This window comes from Telluria sp. PB2R4, assembly GCF_059685695.1.
Genome location: NZ_JCASIC010000011.1, coordinates 25,077 through 40,685 on the forward strand (window position 1 = coordinate 25,077; position 15,609 = coordinate 40,685).

16 protein-coding genes are annotated in these 15,609 nt (G+C 64.3%); 10 read left to right on the plus strand and 6 right to left on the minus strand.

The window, feature by feature from the left end; genetic code table 11:
* Positions 1-14: 14 nt before the first annotated feature.
* The 10 genes from AC56LU_RS17535 (at position 15) to AC56LU_RS17580 (ending at position 8,903) form a co-directional block, all read left to right on the plus strand.
* A complete protein-coding gene (locus tag AC56LU_RS17535) occupies positions 15-563 on the plus strand; it encodes a chemotaxis protein (RefSeq protein ID WP_497176906.1) in 549 nt (182 codons plus the stop codon).
* Positions 564-630: 67 nt separating this feature from the next.
* Complete coding sequence (locus AC56LU_RS17540; protein WP_497176907.1) at positions 631-996, plus strand: response regulator; 366 nt, start codon at positions 631-633, stop codon at positions 994-996.
* Between the two features lie 157 nt (positions 997-1,153).
* Positions 1,154-3,334 (plus strand): chemotaxis protein CheA, encoded by a 2,181-nt coding sequence (gene cheA, locus AC56LU_RS17545; RefSeq protein ID WP_497176908.1) that lies wholly within the window; start codon positions 1,154-1,156, stop codon positions 3,332-3,334.
* Between the two features lie 27 nt (positions 3,335-3,361).
* Positions 3,362-3,847, plus strand: a complete 486-nt coding sequence (locus AC56LU_RS17550) for a chemotaxis protein CheW (RefSeq protein WP_497176909.1) — start codon at positions 3,362-3,364, stop codon at positions 3,845-3,847.
* An 86-nt stretch (positions 3,848-3,933) separates the two neighbouring features.
* The gene (locus tag AC56LU_RS17555; protein WP_497176910.1) at positions 3,934-4,791 is read left to right on the plus strand and encodes a CheR family methyltransferase; all 858 of its coding nucleotides are present in this window, start codon (positions 3,934-3,936) and stop codon (positions 4,789-4,791) included.
* Positions 4,792-4,801: 10 nt separating this feature from the next.
* The gene (gene cheD, locus AC56LU_RS17560; RefSeq protein WP_497176911.1) at positions 4,802-5,398 is read left to right on the plus strand and encodes a chemoreceptor glutamine deamidase CheD; all 597 of its coding nucleotides are present in this window, start codon (positions 4,802-4,804) and stop codon (positions 5,396-5,398) included.
* A 32-nt stretch (positions 5,399-5,430) separates the two neighbouring features.
* On the plus strand, positions 5,431-6,492 hold the full coding sequence (locus AC56LU_RS17565; protein ID WP_497176912.1) for a protein-glutamate methylesterase/protein-glutamine glutaminase: 1,062 nt from the start codon (positions 5,431-5,433) through the stop codon (positions 6,490-6,492).
* Positions 6,493-6,613: 121 nt separating this feature from the next.
* Complete coding sequence (cheY, locus tag AC56LU_RS17570; RefSeq protein WP_171081109.1) at positions 6,614-7,009, plus strand: chemotaxis response regulator CheY; 396 nt, start codon at positions 6,614-6,616, stop codon at positions 7,007-7,009.
* 1 nt (position 7,010) lies between these two features.
* Complete coding sequence (cheZ, locus tag AC56LU_RS17575; RefSeq protein ID WP_497176913.1) at positions 7,011-7,649, plus strand: protein phosphatase CheZ; 639 nt, start codon at positions 7,011-7,013, stop codon at positions 7,647-7,649.
* A gap of 48 nt (positions 7,650-7,697) precedes the next feature.
* Complete coding sequence (locus AC56LU_RS17580; protein ID WP_497176914.1) at positions 7,698-8,903, plus strand: EAL and HDOD domain-containing protein; 1,206 nt, start codon at positions 7,698-7,700, stop codon at positions 8,901-8,903.
* 74 nt (positions 8,904-8,977) lie between these two features.
* Here the strand turns inward: AC56LU_RS17580 and AC56LU_RS17585 are convergent, their stop codons facing one another.
* The 6 genes from AC56LU_RS17585 to metG all read right to left on the minus strand — a co-directional run bounded on the left by AC56LU_RS17585 (position 8,978) and on the right by metG (position 15,604).
* Positions 8,978-9,748 (minus strand): PilZ domain-containing protein, encoded by a 771-nt coding sequence (locus tag AC56LU_RS17585; protein ID WP_497176915.1) that lies wholly within the window; start codon positions 9,746-9,748, stop codon positions 8,978-8,980.
* Positions 9,749-9,840: 92 nt separating this feature from the next.
* On the minus strand, positions 9,841-10,680 hold the full coding sequence (gene panC / locus AC56LU_RS17590) for a pantoate--beta-alanine ligase (protein WP_497176916.1): 840 nt from the start codon (positions 10,678-10,680) through the stop codon (positions 9,841-9,843).
* Between the two features lie 38 nt (positions 10,681-10,718).
* The gene (locus tag AC56LU_RS17595) at positions 10,719-11,597 is read right to left on the minus strand and encodes a segregation and condensation protein A (RefSeq protein WP_497176917.1); all 879 of its coding nucleotides are present in this window, start codon (positions 11,595-11,597) and stop codon (positions 10,719-10,721) included.
* 18 nt (positions 11,598-11,615) lie between these two features.
* A complete protein-coding gene (locus AC56LU_RS17600) occupies positions 11,616-11,825 on the minus strand; it encodes a DUF3460 family protein (protein ID WP_497176918.1) in 210 nt (69 codons plus the stop codon).
* A 67-nt stretch (positions 11,826-11,892) separates the two neighbouring features.
* Entirely contained in the window at positions 11,893-13,209 is a 1,317-nt protein-coding gene (locus AC56LU_RS17605; protein ID WP_497176919.1) for an enoyl ACP reductase FabMG family protein, read from the minus strand.
* A 214-nt stretch (positions 13,210-13,423) separates the two neighbouring features.
* Entirely contained in the window at positions 13,424-15,604 is a 2,181-nt protein-coding gene (metG, locus tag AC56LU_RS17610) for a methionine--tRNA ligase (RefSeq protein WP_497176920.1), read from the minus strand.
* Positions 15,605-15,609 lie beyond the last annotated feature (5 nt).

Below are 15,609 nucleotides of genomic sequence, written 5' to 3' on the forward strand. Positions count from 1 at the left end.
GACTGGAGACTGGAATGAAAAGAAAAAAGATACTCGGTTCGCACGTAAAGCGCCTGCTGTCGGGGGTGGCCATCCACGGACGCCGTCACTTGAACGAGGTCGAGACCGACCTGCTGCAGACCGAATTGCTGCTGGAAGAAGCCATCGACAAGCTGACCAGCAGCTTCATGGCCATCCACACGGCGGTCGGCACGCGCCAGGAAGCGATCAACCGCCTGCTGGCGGGCGAGACGCCGAGCGCCGAGGACAGCGCGAACCTGGCCGACATGTCGGGCGAGATCGGCCTGCACGTGAACTCGGCAATCACCAGCATGCAGTTCCAGGACATGACCAGCCAGCTGATCGACCGCACGCTGCGGCGCGTGGCCGGGCTGCGCGAGTTCCTCGGCACGCTGAGCGACCATGGCGCCGAGATCGCGCCGGAGACCGACAGCGACGAGATCGTCGAACGCCTCGGCAAGGTCAGCATGGCGCTGGCGATCCAGTCGCTCGAACTGCGCAGCATGCTGCGCAAGTCGGTGGAGCAGCATCACCTCGAAAGCGGCGACATCGAACTCTTCTGAGTCCGCTGTCCATCCATACGCCACTCAACACCGGAACATACCGGACTTAAAACAGCAGGAGCAAAACATGGCAAAAACGATTCTCGCGGTTGACGATTCCAGTTCGCTGCGCCAGATGGTGGCCTTCAGCCTGAAGGCGGCCGGCTACAACGTGGTCGAAGCCGTCGATGGCATGGATGGTCTCGAGAAGGCGAAGCTGCAGAGCGTGGACCTGGTCCTGACCGACCAGAACATGCCGCGCATGGACGGCCTGGCCCTGATCAAGACGCTGCGCACGCTGCCGACCTACGCCAAGACCCCGATCCTGATGCTGACCACCGAATCGTCCGACGAGATGAAGGCCAAGGGCCGCGCCGCCGGCGCCAACGGCTGGCTGGTCAAGCCTTTCGATCCGCAGCGCCTGATCGAAGTCGTCAAGAAAGTCATCGGCTAATGGGCGCATCGGAAAACCTACTGCGCGTCGCATTCGCGGTCTGCGATGCTCACCGTACGTTCGTACGGCTGCGCTTCTCGATCGCGACTGCTTCCGCTCGCTACGGTTTTTCGATGCGCCCTGCGATGAAGCACCAAGCATTTCAGGGAATTCCATCATGACGATCGACATCAGCCAGTTTTACCAGGTCTTTTTCGACGAGGCAGAGGAACTGCTCGCCGAAATGGAGCGGCTGCTGCTCGCCGTCGACGTGGCGGCGCCCGACGCCGAAGACCTGAACGCCATCTTCCGCACGGCCCATTCGGTGAAGGGCGGCGCGTCGACCTTCGGCCTGACCGACATGAGCGACGTCACGCACGTGCTCGAGTCGCTGCTGGACCGCATCCGCAAGGGCGAGATGGCGCTGACGGCGAACCACGTGGACGCCTTCCTGGCGGCCAAGGACAGCCTCAAGATGCAGCTGGACGGCCACCGCCACGGCGCGGCCGTCGACCAGGAGGCGGTCGCCAACGTCCGCATGGTGCTGCACGACCTGGCCGAGGGCCTGGTGCCGCAGGCGCCCGTGGTGGCGCCGTCCTACCTCACGGCGGAAAGCAAGGTGCAGCATCCGCTTGAGAACGCGCACCGCTACAAGATCGAACTGCCGCCGGTGGAACAGCGTGACATCAGCGCCCTGGTCGATGAACTCGGCCTGATGGGCCGGGTGAAGGTCACGCCGCTCGACGGCGGGCGCAGCGCCATCATCATCACCACCCACGAGAGCCTGGACGACATCATCGCGATCTGCTCCTTCGTGCTGGATCCGGAAGACCTGAAGATCTTCGAAGCCCCGGCCCTGACCCCGGAGCAGCGCGCCATCGAGGCGGCCGAGCGCACGCGTATCGAAAACGAGCAGGGCTACGGCTTCTTCGACATCGACGACGACGGCGCCGCTGCCACAGCAGGCGCCGACGAGCTCTCGGACGACGAGCGCGGCTACGGCTTCTTCCAGCCGATCGAACAGATCCGCGCCGCGGCCGGCATCACCAATGAGCCGGCGCCGCAGGCCGCCCGCCCGAAGGGCCCGGACCCGATCGAGCTGTCCGAACTGGCGAGCGAACTGGCCTCCGAGAAGAAGGCAGCCAAGAAGGACCCGCAGGGCGAATCGTCCTCGATCCGGGTCTCGGTCGAGAAAGTCGACCAGCTGATCAACCTGATCGGCGAACTGGTGATCACCAACGCCATGCTCGAGCAGAGAAGCGGCAACCTCGACCCGATGGCCCATGAGCGCCTGCTCAATTCGATCAGCCAGCTGGGCCGCAACACGCGCGAACTGCAGGAAGCCGTGATGTCGATCCGCATGATGCCGATGGACTTCGTGTTCTCGCGCTTCCCGCGCATGGTGCGCGACCTGGCCTCGAAGCTGGGCAAGAAGGTCGACTTCATCACCAACGGCGCCGCCACCGAACTGGACAAGGGCCTGATCGAGCGCATCGTCGACCCGCTGACCCACCTGGTGCGCAATTCGATCGACCATGGCATCGAGATGCCGGCCGCGCGCGTCGCCGCCGGCAAATCGGAAGCGGGGCGTTTGTTCCTGTCGGCCGGCCACCAGGGCGGCAACATCGTCATCGAAGTGTCCGATGACGGCGGTGGGCTGAACCGCGAACGCATCCTGGCCAAGGCGGCCCAGAGCGGGCTGCCGGTGAGTGACAGCATGAGCGACGAGGACGTCTGGCAGCTGATTTTCGCGCCCGGCTTCTCGACCGCCGAGCAGGTGACCGACGTGTCCGGCCGCGGCGTGGGCATGGATGTGGTCAAGCGTAATATCGCCGCGATGGGCGGCACGGTCGACATCCGCTCGGCGCGCGGCTTCGGCACCACGATCTCGATCTCGCTGCCGCTCACGCTGGCCATCCTGGACGGCATGTCGATCCGCAGCGGCGACGAGATCTATATCCTGCCGCTCTCGTTCGTGGTCGAGTCGCTGCAGCCGGCGCCGCAGGACATCCGCGAGATCGCGGGCCGCGGCCAGGTGCTGAAGGTGCGCGGCGAGTACCTGCCCCTGATTCCGCTATACCAGATGTTCGAGATCTCCCCGCGCATCACCGACCCTTCCGAGGGCATCGTGGTGATCCTCGAGACCGAGGGCAAGAAGACCGCGCTGTTCGTGGACGAACTGGTGGGCCAGCAGCAGGTGGTGGTCAAGAACCTGGAAGCGAATTACCGCAAGGTGGCCGGCATCTCGGGCGCCACCATCCTGGGCGACGGCGGCGTGGCCCTGATCCTGGACGTGGCCGCGCTGGTGCGCTCGTCGCGTCAGCTGCTGGACGACCCGGTCGTCTCGAAAAGCATCTAACAAATCATCAACCAAGAGGACCTGAACATGTCTACTGTACAGAACACCGGCATCGAAGGCGCCGGCAGCGAATTCCTGGCCTTCACCCTCGGTTCCGAGGAATACGGCATCGACATCCTCAAGGTGCAGGAAATCCGCGGCTACGAAGCCGTGACGCGCATCGCCAATGCCCCGGAATTCATCAAGGGCGTGATCAACCTGCGTGGCATCATCATCCCGGTGGTCGACATGCGCATCAAGTTCCAGCTGGGCACTCCGGTGTACGACCAGTTCACCGTGGTGATCATCCTGAACATCGGCGGGCGCATCATGGGCATGGTGGTGGACAGCGTGTCGGACGTGACCACGCTCACCCCGGACCAGATCAAGCCGGCGCCGGAAATGGGCACCGCCTTCAATTCCGACTACATGATCGGCCTGGGCACCATCGACGAGCGCATGCTGATCCTGGTGGACATCGACAAGCTGATGTCGTCGGGCGAGATGGGCTTGATGGACAAGCTGGCAGCATGATGTGATGGGATGGGCGGACGTCCGCCATCCCATGCACGACCCGGCACGCGTAATACACAGAGCAACAGCAACGAAGAGGCAACAACGTGCCGCAGCAAAGAACCGATACGGCCAAGGAATTCGATTTCACGACAGCTGATTTCGAACGGGTGCGCGCGCTGATCTACCAGCGCGCCGGCATCTCCCTGGCCGACAGCAAGCAGGAAATGGTCTACAGCCGCCTGGCGCGGCGCCTGCGCGCCACCGGCATCCAGTCGTTCGCGCGCTACCTCGACGACCTCGAAGCCGGGCGCTCGGCGACCGAATGGGAAGCCTTCACCAACGCGCTGACCACCAACCTGACCTCGTTCTTCCGCGAGGCGCACCATTTCCCGCTGCTGGCCGAACACCTGGCCGGCCTGCGCCGCCGCGACGGCGCGCCGCTCACCATCTGGTGTTCTGCGGCGTCCACCGGCGAAGAGCCGTATTCGATCGCGATGACCGCCTGCGAGGCCTTCGACACGCTCACGCCGCCGGTGCAGATCGTCGCCACCGATATCGACACCAACGTGCTGGGCGTCGCCGCCAACGGGGTCTACCCGATGGAACGGATGGAGAAGGTGGGCCAGGATCGCTTGAGACGCTTTTTCCTGAAAGGGAAGGGCGCCAACGCCGGCATGGCGCGGGTGCGGCCGGAGCTGGGCAAGCTGGTGGAATTCCGCCCGCTGAACCTGCTCGCCGGCGAGTGGCCGGTGAAGGGGCAGTTCGACGCCATCTTCTGCCGCAACGTGATGATCTACTTCGACAAGGACACCCAGCGCAAGATCCTGGCGCGCTTCGTGCCCCTGATGAAGCCCCATGCCCTGCTGTTTGCCGGGCATTCCGAAAACTTCCTGTACGTGTCGGATTCGCTGCGCCTGCGCGGCAAGACGGTGTACGAGCTGGACCAGGCGGGCCGCGGCTAGCGGCGAGATCATGAACAACCAGTTCGCCACCAACGTTTATTACGACCGCACCTTCGATTGCGACGCGGCCAAGATCCTGCCGGGCGAGTACTATTACACCGGCAAGAACATGCTGATCGTGACCGTGCTGGGCTCCTGCGTGTCGGCCTGCATCCGCGACCGCATCACCGGCCTGGGCGGCATGAACCATTTCATGCTGCCCGACGGCGGCGGCGACAACGGCAGCCCGGTGTCGGCCTCGATGCGCTACGGGAGCTTCGCGATGGAGATCCTGATCAACGACCTGCTCAAGGCGGGCGCGCGCCGCGAGCACCTTGAAGCCAAGGTGTTCGGCGGCGGCGCCGTGCTGCGCGGCTTCACGGCCATGAACGTGGGCGAGCGCAACGCGGCCTTCGTGACCAGTTTCCTGAAGACCGAACGGATCCCGGTGCTGGCCTCCGACCTGAACGACATTTACCCGCGCAAGGTGTACTTCTTCCCGAAGACCGGCAAGGTGCTGGTGAAGAAGCTGATGCAGACCCAGAACGATACGCTGGCCAAACGCGAACTCGATTACGCCAAGCGGCTCAAGGTCGAACCGGTCGGCGGCGACATCGATCTGTTCTGACCAAAAGAAAAAACGACCTGAAAGGACGACGTATGACAATCAAGGTACTGATCGTCGACGACTCTGCGCTGATCCGCAGCGTGATGAGCGAAATCGTCAACTCCCAGCCCGACATGGAAGTGGTGGCCACCGCCCCCGACCCGCTGGTCGCGCGCGACCTGATCAAGCGCCACAACCCGGACGTGCTGACCCTCGACGTCGAGATGCCCAAGATGGACGGCCTCGACTTCCTGGAAAAACTGATGCGCCTGCGCCCGATGCCGGTGCTGATGGTGTCCTCGCTGACCGAGCGCGGTTCGGAGATCACCATGCGCGCGCTCGAACTGGGCGCGGTCGACTTCGTGACCAAGCCGAAGATCTCGATCCAGACCGGGATGCGCGAATACACCGAACTCATCGCCGACAAGATCCGCGCAGCCAGCCGCGCCCGCATCAAGCGCGCCGTGCCGGGCGCCGTGCCGACCCCGCAGCTGTCGGCCCTGCGCAGCCCCCTGATCTCGTCGGAAAAGCTGATCATCATCGGCGCCTCCACCGGCGGCACCGAGGCGATCCGCGAATTCCTGATGCAGATGCCCTCGGACTGCCCGGGCATCCTGATCGCCCAGCACATGCCGGAAGGCTTCACCAGCTCCTTCGCCAAGCGCCTCGATTCGCTGTGCAAGATCAGCGTCAAGGAATCCGAGGGCAACGAGCGGGTGCTGCCCGGCCATGCGTATATCGCGCCCGGTCATTCGCACCTGCTCTTGAGCCGTTCCGGCGCCAACTACATGACCAGAATCGAGCAAAGCCCGCCGGTCAACCGGCACCGCCCCTCGGTGGACGTGCTGTTCCGCAGTGCGGCGGAAGCGGCCGGCAAGAATGCCGTTGGTGTTATTCTGACCGGGATGGGCAAGGACGGCGCCGCCGGCATGCTCGACATGCGCACCGCCGGAGCCCATAATTTCGCCCAGGACGAGGCCAGCTGCGTCGTATTCGGCATGCCGCGCGAGGCGATTGCCCTTGGCGCGGCGCACGAAGTCGCCGGTTTGCAGGCGCTGCCGCGCATGGTGCTCGAGCACCTGGCGGCGCAGGGCAGCCGGGCGTTGCGTGTTTGATCCGTATGCAAGCGTATTGCTGCCATTTTATCGCCGTACGGCAACAAAACTGCTATTCTGGAGGCTGTGATGCGGTCTTCGCCCAATAAACCAAAGTACAAGTTTCAAAACGGAGTAATTCATGGCTGATCCAAAGATGCGTTTTCTGGTTGTTGACGATTTCTCGACGATGCGCCGCATCGTCCGGAATCTGTTGAAGGAACTGGGTTATGCCAATGTCGACGAAGCCGAGGACGGCGTGATGGGCCTGGCCAAGCTGCGCAGCGAACAGTTCGACTTCGTGGTCTCGGACTGGAACATGCCGAACATGGACGGCCTGACCATGCTGCAGAACATTCGTGCCGATCCCGCGCTGGCCAAGCTGCCGGTGCTGATGGTGACCGCCGAAGCCAAGAAGGAAAACATCATCGCGGCCGCGCAGGCGGGCGCCAGCGGCTACGTGGTCAAGCCGTTCACGGCCGCCACGCTGGACGAGAAGCTCAACAAGATCTTCGAAAAGATGGACAAGGCGGGCTGAGATGATGGAGCAGACTGCCGTCCCGGCGGAGGCCTCCCATGAGGAGGTGCTGAGCCGAATCGGGCACATGACGCGCGCGCTGCACGAGAGCCTGCGCGGCCTCGGCCTCGACAAGCTGATCGAAAAGGCCGCAAGCGACATTCCCGATGCGCGCGACCGCCTCGACTACGTGGCGCGCCTGTCGGAGCAGGCTGCCAAGCGTGTGCTGGACGCCACCGACGCCGCCGGCCCGGTGCAGGATGCGATCGAGACCCGGTCGAGCGAACTGGCGGGTTCCTGGCAGGCGCTGCTGGACAATGGCGCCTCGGAGCTCGAGTGGCGTGCACTGGCCCAGCGCACGATCGCCGGGCTTGACGAGTCGCGCGCCGGCGCCGTCGCCACCCGCGGCCAGCTGATGGACATCATGATGGCCCAGGATTTCCAGGATCTCACCGGCCAGGTGATCGGCCGCATCACCGGCATCGCCCAGAACCTCGAGCACCAGCTGGTGCAGGTGCTGATCGACTTCGCGCCGAGCGAGATCAAGCGCGAGCTCGACAATGGCCTGCTCAACGGCCCGCAGATCAAGCCGGAAGGCAAGAGCGAAGTCGTGGCCGACCAGGGCCAGGTCGACGACCTGCTCGACAGCCTCGGTTTCTGACACATACGCCCGGGCCGCGTGCTCGTCCAGTTTCCACTCCGCGCCCACATGCAACAAACTAACTTCATCGTTCGCGAACCGCTGCTCGACCCGAAGCAGCGCGTCATCGGCTACGAGCTGTCGTGGCAGCACCACGACGGCAAGGTCCCGACCGGAGAGGAGCTGGAAGACCTGGTCGCCTTCGTCGCCGAGCACGTCAACCACGCAGAGCACGGCTGGCTGCTGCGCGACAAGATCCTGTTCCTCGACGCCGTCCCCGAAATGCTCTCGCTCGATGCGCTGCATGCGCTGCCGCCCGAGCGCACCGTGCTCACCCTCGACATCCGCAGGCTGACCAACCCTGACGTGCGCGCGGCGGTGCAGGCGGTGCGCGCCGGCGGGGTGGGGGTGTCGATCCGCGGCGCCGACCTGAATCTGCTGGGCCGCAACCTGACGCCCTACGCCTCCTATGTCGAGGTGCGCTTCGCCGGCGACGACGTGGCCACCCAGGCGCGCACCTATGCCGCCGCCAAGCATGCGGAGATGCGCATGGTGGGCCGGCCGGTGGCCACCTGGGCCGATTTCGACGCCTGCGCCGCGCTCGGGCTGGACGCCTTTGTCGGCAAGCTGCACCTGACCCCGCGTCCCGGCAATCCGGTCAAGGGTATGAACCCGACCCAGAGCACCATCCTGCAGCTGATGCAGATGGTCCAGAACAACGAGGACGTTCCGAAGCTCGAGAACGTGCTCAAGCGCGATCCGGCGCTCACCTACAAGCTGCTGAGCTACATCAATTCAGCCGGCTTCGGCGCCGCGCGCAGGGTAGAGTCGCTGCGCCAGGCGATCGCCCTGATGGGCTACGCGCCACTGTACCGCTGGCTGGTGCTGCTGCTGGCCACGGCCAGCTCGAGCGGCTTTTCGCCGGTGCTGATGGAAACCGCGGTGGTGCGCGGACGCCTGGCCGAGCTGCTTGGCGCGGCGCAACTGCGCGGCGAGGGCGAACACCTGTTCGTCGCCGGCATGTTCTCGCTGCTGGACCGCCTGCTGGGACTGCCGATGGGCGAGGTGCTGGAGACGGTGCCGCTGCCGGAAGAAGTGGTCAAGGCCCTGCTGGGGCGCGAGGGCCGCTACGGGCCCTACCTGGCGCTGGCGGAAGCGTGCGAGCTCAATTCCAGGCTGGTGGCCTCGCTGGCGGAATCGCTCGATATCAGTCCGCTGGAGGTCAACAAGGCGCACCTGTCGGCACTGGCCTGGGCGCAATCCGTCGCTGCCTAACGGTTGACACTGCAGCGTGGGCGGGCTGCCCGCCCACGCGGTGATCGCTGCCTGAGCAGCGTCACGCCAGGGACTCACCGCGCCGCGGCCCGCCGATCCACCGTTCCGGTCGTTACAAAGCGTTCCAGCGTCTGCTGCATCTGCATCGAGATGCTCGCGAAGCTGCAGCCGATCTGCACCTGCTCGCCCAGCAGGAAGGTGCGGAAGGGCCGCAGCAGGCGCACTTCGAGGTCGGCCATGAGCACCAGGTTCGGTCCCAGTTCCAGGCGCACCCCTTCCAGCTTCTTCCCCACATGCAGGCCGAAACATTGTTCGGGCGTTGCGCGCAGGCCCACGCCGCCCTGTGAAAAATCGTACAGGGGCAGTTCCATGTAGCTCCCCTTGATGCGGAAACTCGCCATGTAGTTGACGCCGACCGGCGTCTCCACGCGGCGTGCGGCGCGCCGGTTCAGCACCAGGCAGGCCGGCGGGAATTCGGCCGCCACGTGCATGCGGTTGTCGGCAAGGGGTTTCCAGGACTGGTCGAGCTCGAACTGAAGCTTGGCGTTGCCGCCGAGCGAAGCGACCAGGGTGGCCTTGCCTGCGGGCGGGCGCTCGCTGCCGCTGAAATCGAGCACGAAGTGCGGCAGCTCCGGGTCGACCGATTCGACGCGCGCCAGCAGCGGTTCGATCCAGCCGGCCGGGAACACCGTCACCGGTTCGCCCGACAACGACAGGGCGGTCAGCGCCTCGCCGATGTCGAACGGATCGCGCATTTCATGGGGCTCGGCGGTGCTGCCGATGCGCTTGAGCGCATCGTCCTGCTTCGGCGGGCCCTTGCGGATGAGGGGAGCGGTTTCGTTCACGGCAACATGTCCTTGCAAGAGTTCCTTGCCAAGTATAAGCCCAGTCTTCTAAATATTGCAATTACGCAATCAAAGATGTGGTTTTGCTACGTTCAGATTTCCAGGTTGTCGATCAGGCGGGTGGCGCCGAGCTTGGCTGCGGCCAGGACCACCAGTGGGACGCCCGCTTCCAGGTCGGCCACGCCGGGCGCTTGCAGGTCGATGCGCTTGCGAATCGACACGTAGTCCGGCTTCCAGCCGCGCGCGGCCAGGTGGTCCATCGCCTGGCGCTCGACGGTTACGGGGTCGCGCGCCCCGCCGCGCATCGCCTCGGCGACCGCGTTCAGCTGCTGGTACAACACGGGGGCTTCAGCCCGTTCCGCGCTCGACAGATAGCCGTTGCGCGAAGACAGCGCCAGGCCGTCGTCGGCGCGGAAGGTTTCGGCGCCGATGATCTCGGTCGGCAGCGCGAACTGGCGCGCCATGTTACGGACGATCATCAGCTGCTGGTAATCCTTCTTGCCGAACACCGCCACGCGCGGTTGCACGCAGGAGAACAGCTTGGTCACCACGGTGCACACGCCGTCGAAGAAACCGGGGCGGAATTCGCCTTCCAGCGTATTGCCCAGGCCATCGGGCGGGCGCACCCGGTATTCCTGCGGCTCCGGGTACATGTCGCGCTCGGTGGGCGCGAACAGCACATACACGCCTTCCTTCTCGAGCTTGGCGACGTCGTCCTGGAAGGTGCGCGGGTACTTGTCGAAGTCCTCGTTCGGGCCGAACTGCAGGCGGTTCACAAAAATGGATGCGACCACCGGGTCGCCATGCCTGCGCGCCAGGCGCATCAGCGACAGGTGGCCTTCGTGCAGGTTGCCCATCGTCGGCACGAAGGCGGTGCGCAGCTGGCCGCGCAGATGGTCGCGCAGTTCGTCGATGGAGGAAATGATTTTCATGGAGTCTTATTGCAATGATGCATTCAATGTAGCGGCTTTCAAGCCGGGGAATAGGCCAGGCGCACATAGATTGGCGCGAAGGGCTCGGCCTGCGTGATCTCGATCAAGGTTTCCTTCGCCAGTTCGAGCATGGCGACAAAGTGTACAACCACAATCGGAACCGTGTGCTGGCCCGAAAAAAGTTCCGAGAATTCGACGAAGCGCTGCGACTGCAGTGTGCGCAGGATGGCCGACATGTGCTCGCGCACCGAGAGCTCCTGGCGGCTGATCCGATGGTGCTGGGTCAGCTTGGCGCGGCGCAGCACGTCGAGCCAGGCGCGCTGCAGGTCCCAGGGGTCGACCTCGGGCAGGGCGAGCGCCAGGCCCTGTTCGACGAACAGCTGCGGGCGCACGAAGTCGCGGCCTTCCTGGGGCAGGGCGCCCAGCGCAAGGGCCGCCGATTTCATCTGCTCGTAGTCCAGCAGGCGGCGCACCAGTTCCGCGCGCGGGTCGCCCGCGTCTTCCACCAGGTCGTCCTGCCTCTTGGGGAGCAACATCCGCGACTTGATCTCGATGAGCATGGCCGCCATCAACAGGTACTCGGCGGCCAGTTCAAGGTTCCGCTGGCGGATCTGCTCGACGTACTTCAGGTATTGCAGGGTCACCTGCGCCATCGGGATGTCGAGGATATTGAAGTTCTGCTTGCGGATCAGGTATAGCAGCAAGTCGAGCGGACCTTCGAAGGCGTCGAGGAATACCTCGAGCGCATCCGGCGGGATGTACAGGTCGTTGGGCAAGCGCATCAAGGGCTCGCCGTACAGGCGTGCGATGGACGCCTCGGCGACATCGGCCGCGGCGTTCAGGTGCGCGTCGTGCGCGCCTTGTTCGGGGTGCGGCGGCGCCCCATCCTGCGCAGGTTCGGCCTGCTCGGGCAGCATGGGACGCTTACCTGTACTTCAGACCTTGCTCTGGTACGGGTAGGCCTGCTGGCGCAGGCGCGACGCCTTGATGCGCTCCTGTTCGTCGAGCGAGAGCGGGGCCTTGTCCCACAGCAGGGCGCGGCCTTCGACCTGGCGCTCGTCCATGCCAGGGGTCTGTGCCTTGAGCTCCTTGATGAACCTGGTATGCTCGGATTCGTACATCGAGTGTTGTTTCTTGAAGAACATGATTTCCAAAAAGTAGGTGACAAACGTCCGGAGCCGATTCTTGGCCCCCGGCGCGTTCGCGTCAAGTTTACTTGTGCAGCTCGTTCAGCTGGCGGGCGATGATGTCGTGGCTGAGCCACAGCACCGGTGCGATCTTTTCGGAAGCGCCATGGAACATCAGTGGGCCGGCGCCTTCCAGCACCAGGCTCGACAGGTGGTCCGTGATCAGGGCCTTTTTGTCTTTATGCAGCGCGGTCGCCGCTTCCGAGGTGCCGATCATGACCTCGGCCAGGGCTGGCGTGTTGTCCATCGGCCAGGCTTCGAAGTTGCGGAATTCGGCGCTGGTGGCGTCGTTGTTGTAGTGCTCGATGGTGTCGAGCAGCGACTGCAGGGACACGCCGTCGTTCAGCAGGTCCTGGCAGATTGCCCACTGCTTGTCCGCCCACTCGCCGCCGCCTTCCTTCTTCAGCGCGAGCAGCAGGGGGAACAGCGACAGCTCGACGCCCACGAAGATGTCGGACGAATTGGTGCGGATTTCCGGGCAGTTGAACACGGTGGCGTAGACGCCGGACTTCCAGGCGGCCTGGGCAACCGACTCCAGGCGCATCTTGGCATAGCCCTGGGTGTAGTTGGTGTAGGTCTGCCAGGTGTACTCGCCCTTGATGAGGATCTCGGTACCGTGGTAGCCGTAGGCGGTGTAGCGCACTTCGCCGCCGGCTTTCGTGACGCGCTCGCGGATCGGGGCCGAGGCATCGATCAGGTACTTCAGGGTGTTGGCGGTGACCTCGTCGAAGTTCATCAGGATCAGCTTGCCCAGGTCGCTGTCCAGCAGGGCGCGCGAGGACATGAAGCGCTCGCCGCGGCCTTTGTAGATCCGGTTGGCGATCGCCAGGAAGGCCTTGATCTTCGGGATGCCGCCGGCCATGGTATGGGCGAAGAACACGTTGGCGCCGTCCGGGATCAGCTTGTCGATCTCGGCCATGGCGGTCGCCGCCGCAGTGGTAAAACGGCGCACGCCGGCTGCGCGGCAGCGTTCGATCTTTTCCCAGTCCAGCTTGTCTTCCTGCCAGCTTTTGAGGGTGACTCCGGACAGCATTTCGGTCGGGTTCTGTTCGCCTTCCGGGGCGTCCATGTCGAAGCCGGCCATGAGCGGCACGTTGATGATCTTGCCGCCGAGCTTTTCTTCCGCCTCGAGCAGCTCTTCCGCGTTGAGGGCGCGCAGGGCGCCCGTTTCGTCGCGGCGGCCGACCGTGATGCCGACGATGCTCATGCCGGCCTTGCGTGCCTCATCGATCAGGCCGTTCACATAGCCGCGGCCGAACAGTTCGCCGAACAGGACGAACACGTCGCCTTTGCGGAACACGTTGGCTTGGGGGATGTGGCGGAGAGGAGTCAATTCGGTCATCTTGTTATCTACCTATTTTATGGGTCTGAAGAAGGCCTGCCGGCAGGGCCGTAGGGGCACGAGTTTCAGAAAAAACACGCCATTATAACGCTGTGGATGGGCGTGGGCGTTGATTTTGGGGGGGCTTCGTCGGTGCGCGCATGCGGCTTCCGTACAAAGAAATCGGGGGAGCAAGAGCCCATCGGCCCTGCTCCCCCGACTCTGGCAAAACGGATCAGCGGATGCGCATGCCCGGCTGCGCGCCCGGCATCGGATCGAGCAGGTACAGCCCCGGATTCGTCTTCTCGTCGGCGGCGGAGGCGCACAGCACCATGCCTTCCGACACGCCGAACTTCATCTTGCGCGGCGCCAGGTTGGCAACCATGACGGTCAGCTTGCCGACCAGGTCTTCCGGCTTGTAGGCCGACTTGATGCCCGAGAACACGTTACGGTAGCGGCCTTCGCCCACGTCCAGGGTCAGGCGCAGCAGCTTGCCGGCGCCTTCGACGTGTTCGCAGTTGACGATGCGCGCCACGCGTAGGTCGATCTTCGTGAAATCGTCGATCGAGATTTCCGGCGCCAGGGCTTCGATATCGCCGGCATCCTCATCCTGCACCGGCGAAAGCGCCGCAACGGCAAGGCTGGCGTCGGACACAACGGCGGGCGCCGGGACAGCCGCGGCAGCAGGGACGCTGGCCGCAGGGCCGCCTGCCGGCTTGTCGAACAGGTTCTCGACCATCTTCGCATCCACGCGCTGCATCAGGTGGCTGTAGGCGCCGATGCTGCGGCCCAGCATGGTTTCGTAGACGGCGGCGCCATGGGTATCAAGCCAGCTCAACTCGCCATCGCCGAGGAACTCGGCGACCCGCGCCGCCACTTGCGGCAGCACCGGCGACAGCATGATGCTCAGCTGGCGGAACAGGATCAGCGCGGTGGTGCAGACGTCGTGCAGCTCGGCCGTCCTGGTCTCGTCCTTGGCCAGCAGCCAGGGCTTGTTCTCGTCCACATACTGGTTGACGACGTCGGTGATCTCCATGATCTCGCGCATCGCGCGGCCGTAATCGCGTGCCTCGTAGCTGGCCGCGATGCTGGCCTGGCGCTCGGCGCCCTCGTTCATGAGGGCCTTGCAGATCCAGCCCTTGGCGGTGGCGGAGAGGCTGTCGGCCAGCTTGCCGTCGAACTTCTTGGCGATGAAGCCGGCGCAGCGGCTGGCGATATTGATGTATTTGCCGATCAGGTCGCTGTTCACGCGGGCCACGAAGTCGTCGCCGTTGAAGTCCAGGTCTTCGACTTTCGCATTGAGCTTGAAGGCAAGGTAATAACGCAGCCATTCCGGGTTCATGCCCAGCTCGAGGTAGCGCAGCGGCGAAATGCCGGTGCCGCGCGACTTCGACATCTTTTCGTTGTTCACGGTCAGGTGGCCGTGCACCGCGACCCTCAGCTTGTCGATGATCGGGTGCTGCGAGAAGTTCAGCATCGCCGGCCAGAACAGCAGGTGGAAGGACACGATGTCCTTGCCGATGAAGTGGATCTGCTCGGCTTGCGGGTCGTTCAGGAAGGCGTCGTAGTCGAGACCCTGCTTGTCGAAATAATTCTTCAGCGAGGCCAGGTAGCCGACCGGCGCGTCCAGCCACACATAGAAGAACTTGCCCGGCGCGTCGGGAATCGGGATGCCGAAGTAGGGCGCGTCGCGCGAAATGTCCCAGTCGGCCAGCTTCTCGCCGGATTCGCCCAGCCATTCCGATACCTTGTTCACCATTTCCGGCTGCAGGCGGCCGGGGGTGTTCAGCCATTCCTTCAGGAAGGCGAAGCAGCGCGGGTCGGACAGCTTGAAGAAATACTGTTCCGAAGGCTTGAGGATCGGGGTCGAGCCGGTGAATACCGAGAACGGGTTGATCAGTTCGGTCGGCTGGTAGGCCGCGCCGCAGACTTCGCAGTTGTCGCCGTACTGGTCCTTGGCGTGGCAGACCGGGCACTCGCCCTTGATGTTGCGGTCGGCCAGGAACATGCCCTTGACCGGGTCGTAGAAGCGGTCGACGGTCTTGGTGACGATCAGGCCGGTATCCCGCAGCTTGCGGTAGATGCCTTGCGAGAGTTCGACGTTTTCGGGTGAATCGGTGGAATACCAGTTGTCGAAGGCGATGTGGAAGCCGTTCAGGTATTGCGGACGGCCGGCGGCGATCTTGGCCACGAATTCCTGCGGCGTGATGCCTTCCTTCTCGGCCGCGATCATGATCGGGGTGCCGTGGGTGTCGTCGGCGCAGACGAAGTGCACCTGGCGCTGGGTACCATTGTCGCTCTGCATTCGCTGGAACCGGACCCAGATGTCGGCCTGGATGTATTCCATCATGTGGCCGATATGGAAGGCAGCATTGGCGTAGGGCAGGGCGGTGGTGACGAACAGCTTGCGGGTCATGGTCG

What these genes read in the sequence shown, in the direction of transcription:
- AC56LU_RS17535 (WP_497176906.1), top strand. Translation starts at nt 15, where the DNA reads ATGAAAAGAAAAAAGATACTCGGTTCGCACGTAAAGCGCCTGCTGTCG.
- AC56LU_RS17540 (WP_497176907.1), top strand. Translation starts at nt 631, where the DNA reads ATGGCAAAAACGATTCTCGCGGTTGACGATTCCAGTTCGCTGCGCCAG.
- cheA (WP_497176908.1), top strand. Translation starts at nt 1,154, where the DNA reads ATGACGATCGACATCAGCCAGTTTTACCAGGTCTTTTTCGACGAGGCA.
- AC56LU_RS17550 (WP_497176909.1), top strand. Translation starts at nt 3,362, where the DNA reads ATGTCTACTGTACAGAACACCGGCATCGAAGGCGCCGGCAGCGAATTC.
- cheD (WP_497176911.1), top strand. Translation starts at nt 4,802, where the DNA reads ATGAACAACCAGTTCGCCACCAACGTTTATTACGACCGCACCTTCGAT.
- AC56LU_RS17565 (WP_497176912.1), top strand. Translation starts at nt 5,431, where the DNA reads ATGACAATCAAGGTACTGATCGTCGACGACTCTGCGCTGATCCGCAGC.
- cheY (WP_171081109.1), top strand. Translation starts at nt 6,614, where the DNA reads ATGGCTGATCCAAAGATGCGTTTTCTGGTTGTTGACGATTTCTCGACG.
- cheZ (WP_497176913.1), top strand. Translation starts at nt 7,011, where the DNA reads ATGATGGAGCAGACTGCCGTCCCGGCGGAGGCCTCCCATGAGGAGGTG.
- AC56LU_RS17580 (WP_497176914.1), top strand. Translation starts at nt 7,698, where the DNA reads ATGCAACAAACTAACTTCATCGTTCGCGAACCGCTGCTCGACCCGAAG.
- panC (WP_497176916.1), bottom strand. Translation starts at nt 10,680, where the DNA reads ATGAAAATCATTTCCTCCATCGACGAACTGCGCGACCATCTGCGCGGC.
- AC56LU_RS17595 (WP_497176917.1), bottom strand. Translation starts at nt 11,597, where the DNA reads ATGCTGCCCGAGCAGGCCGAACCTGCGCAGGATGGGGCGCCGCCGCAC.
- AC56LU_RS17600 (WP_497176918.1), bottom strand. Translation starts at nt 11,825, where the DNA reads ATGTTCTTCAAGAAACAACACTCGATGTACGAATCCGAGCATACCAGG.
- AC56LU_RS17605 (WP_497176919.1), bottom strand. Translation starts at nt 13,209, where the DNA reads ATGACCGAATTGACTCCTCTCCGCCACATCCCCCAAGCCAACGTGTTC.
- metG (WP_497176920.1), bottom strand. Translation starts at nt 15,604, where the DNA reads ATGACCCGCAAGCTGTTCGTCACCACCGCCCTGCCCTACGCCAATGCT.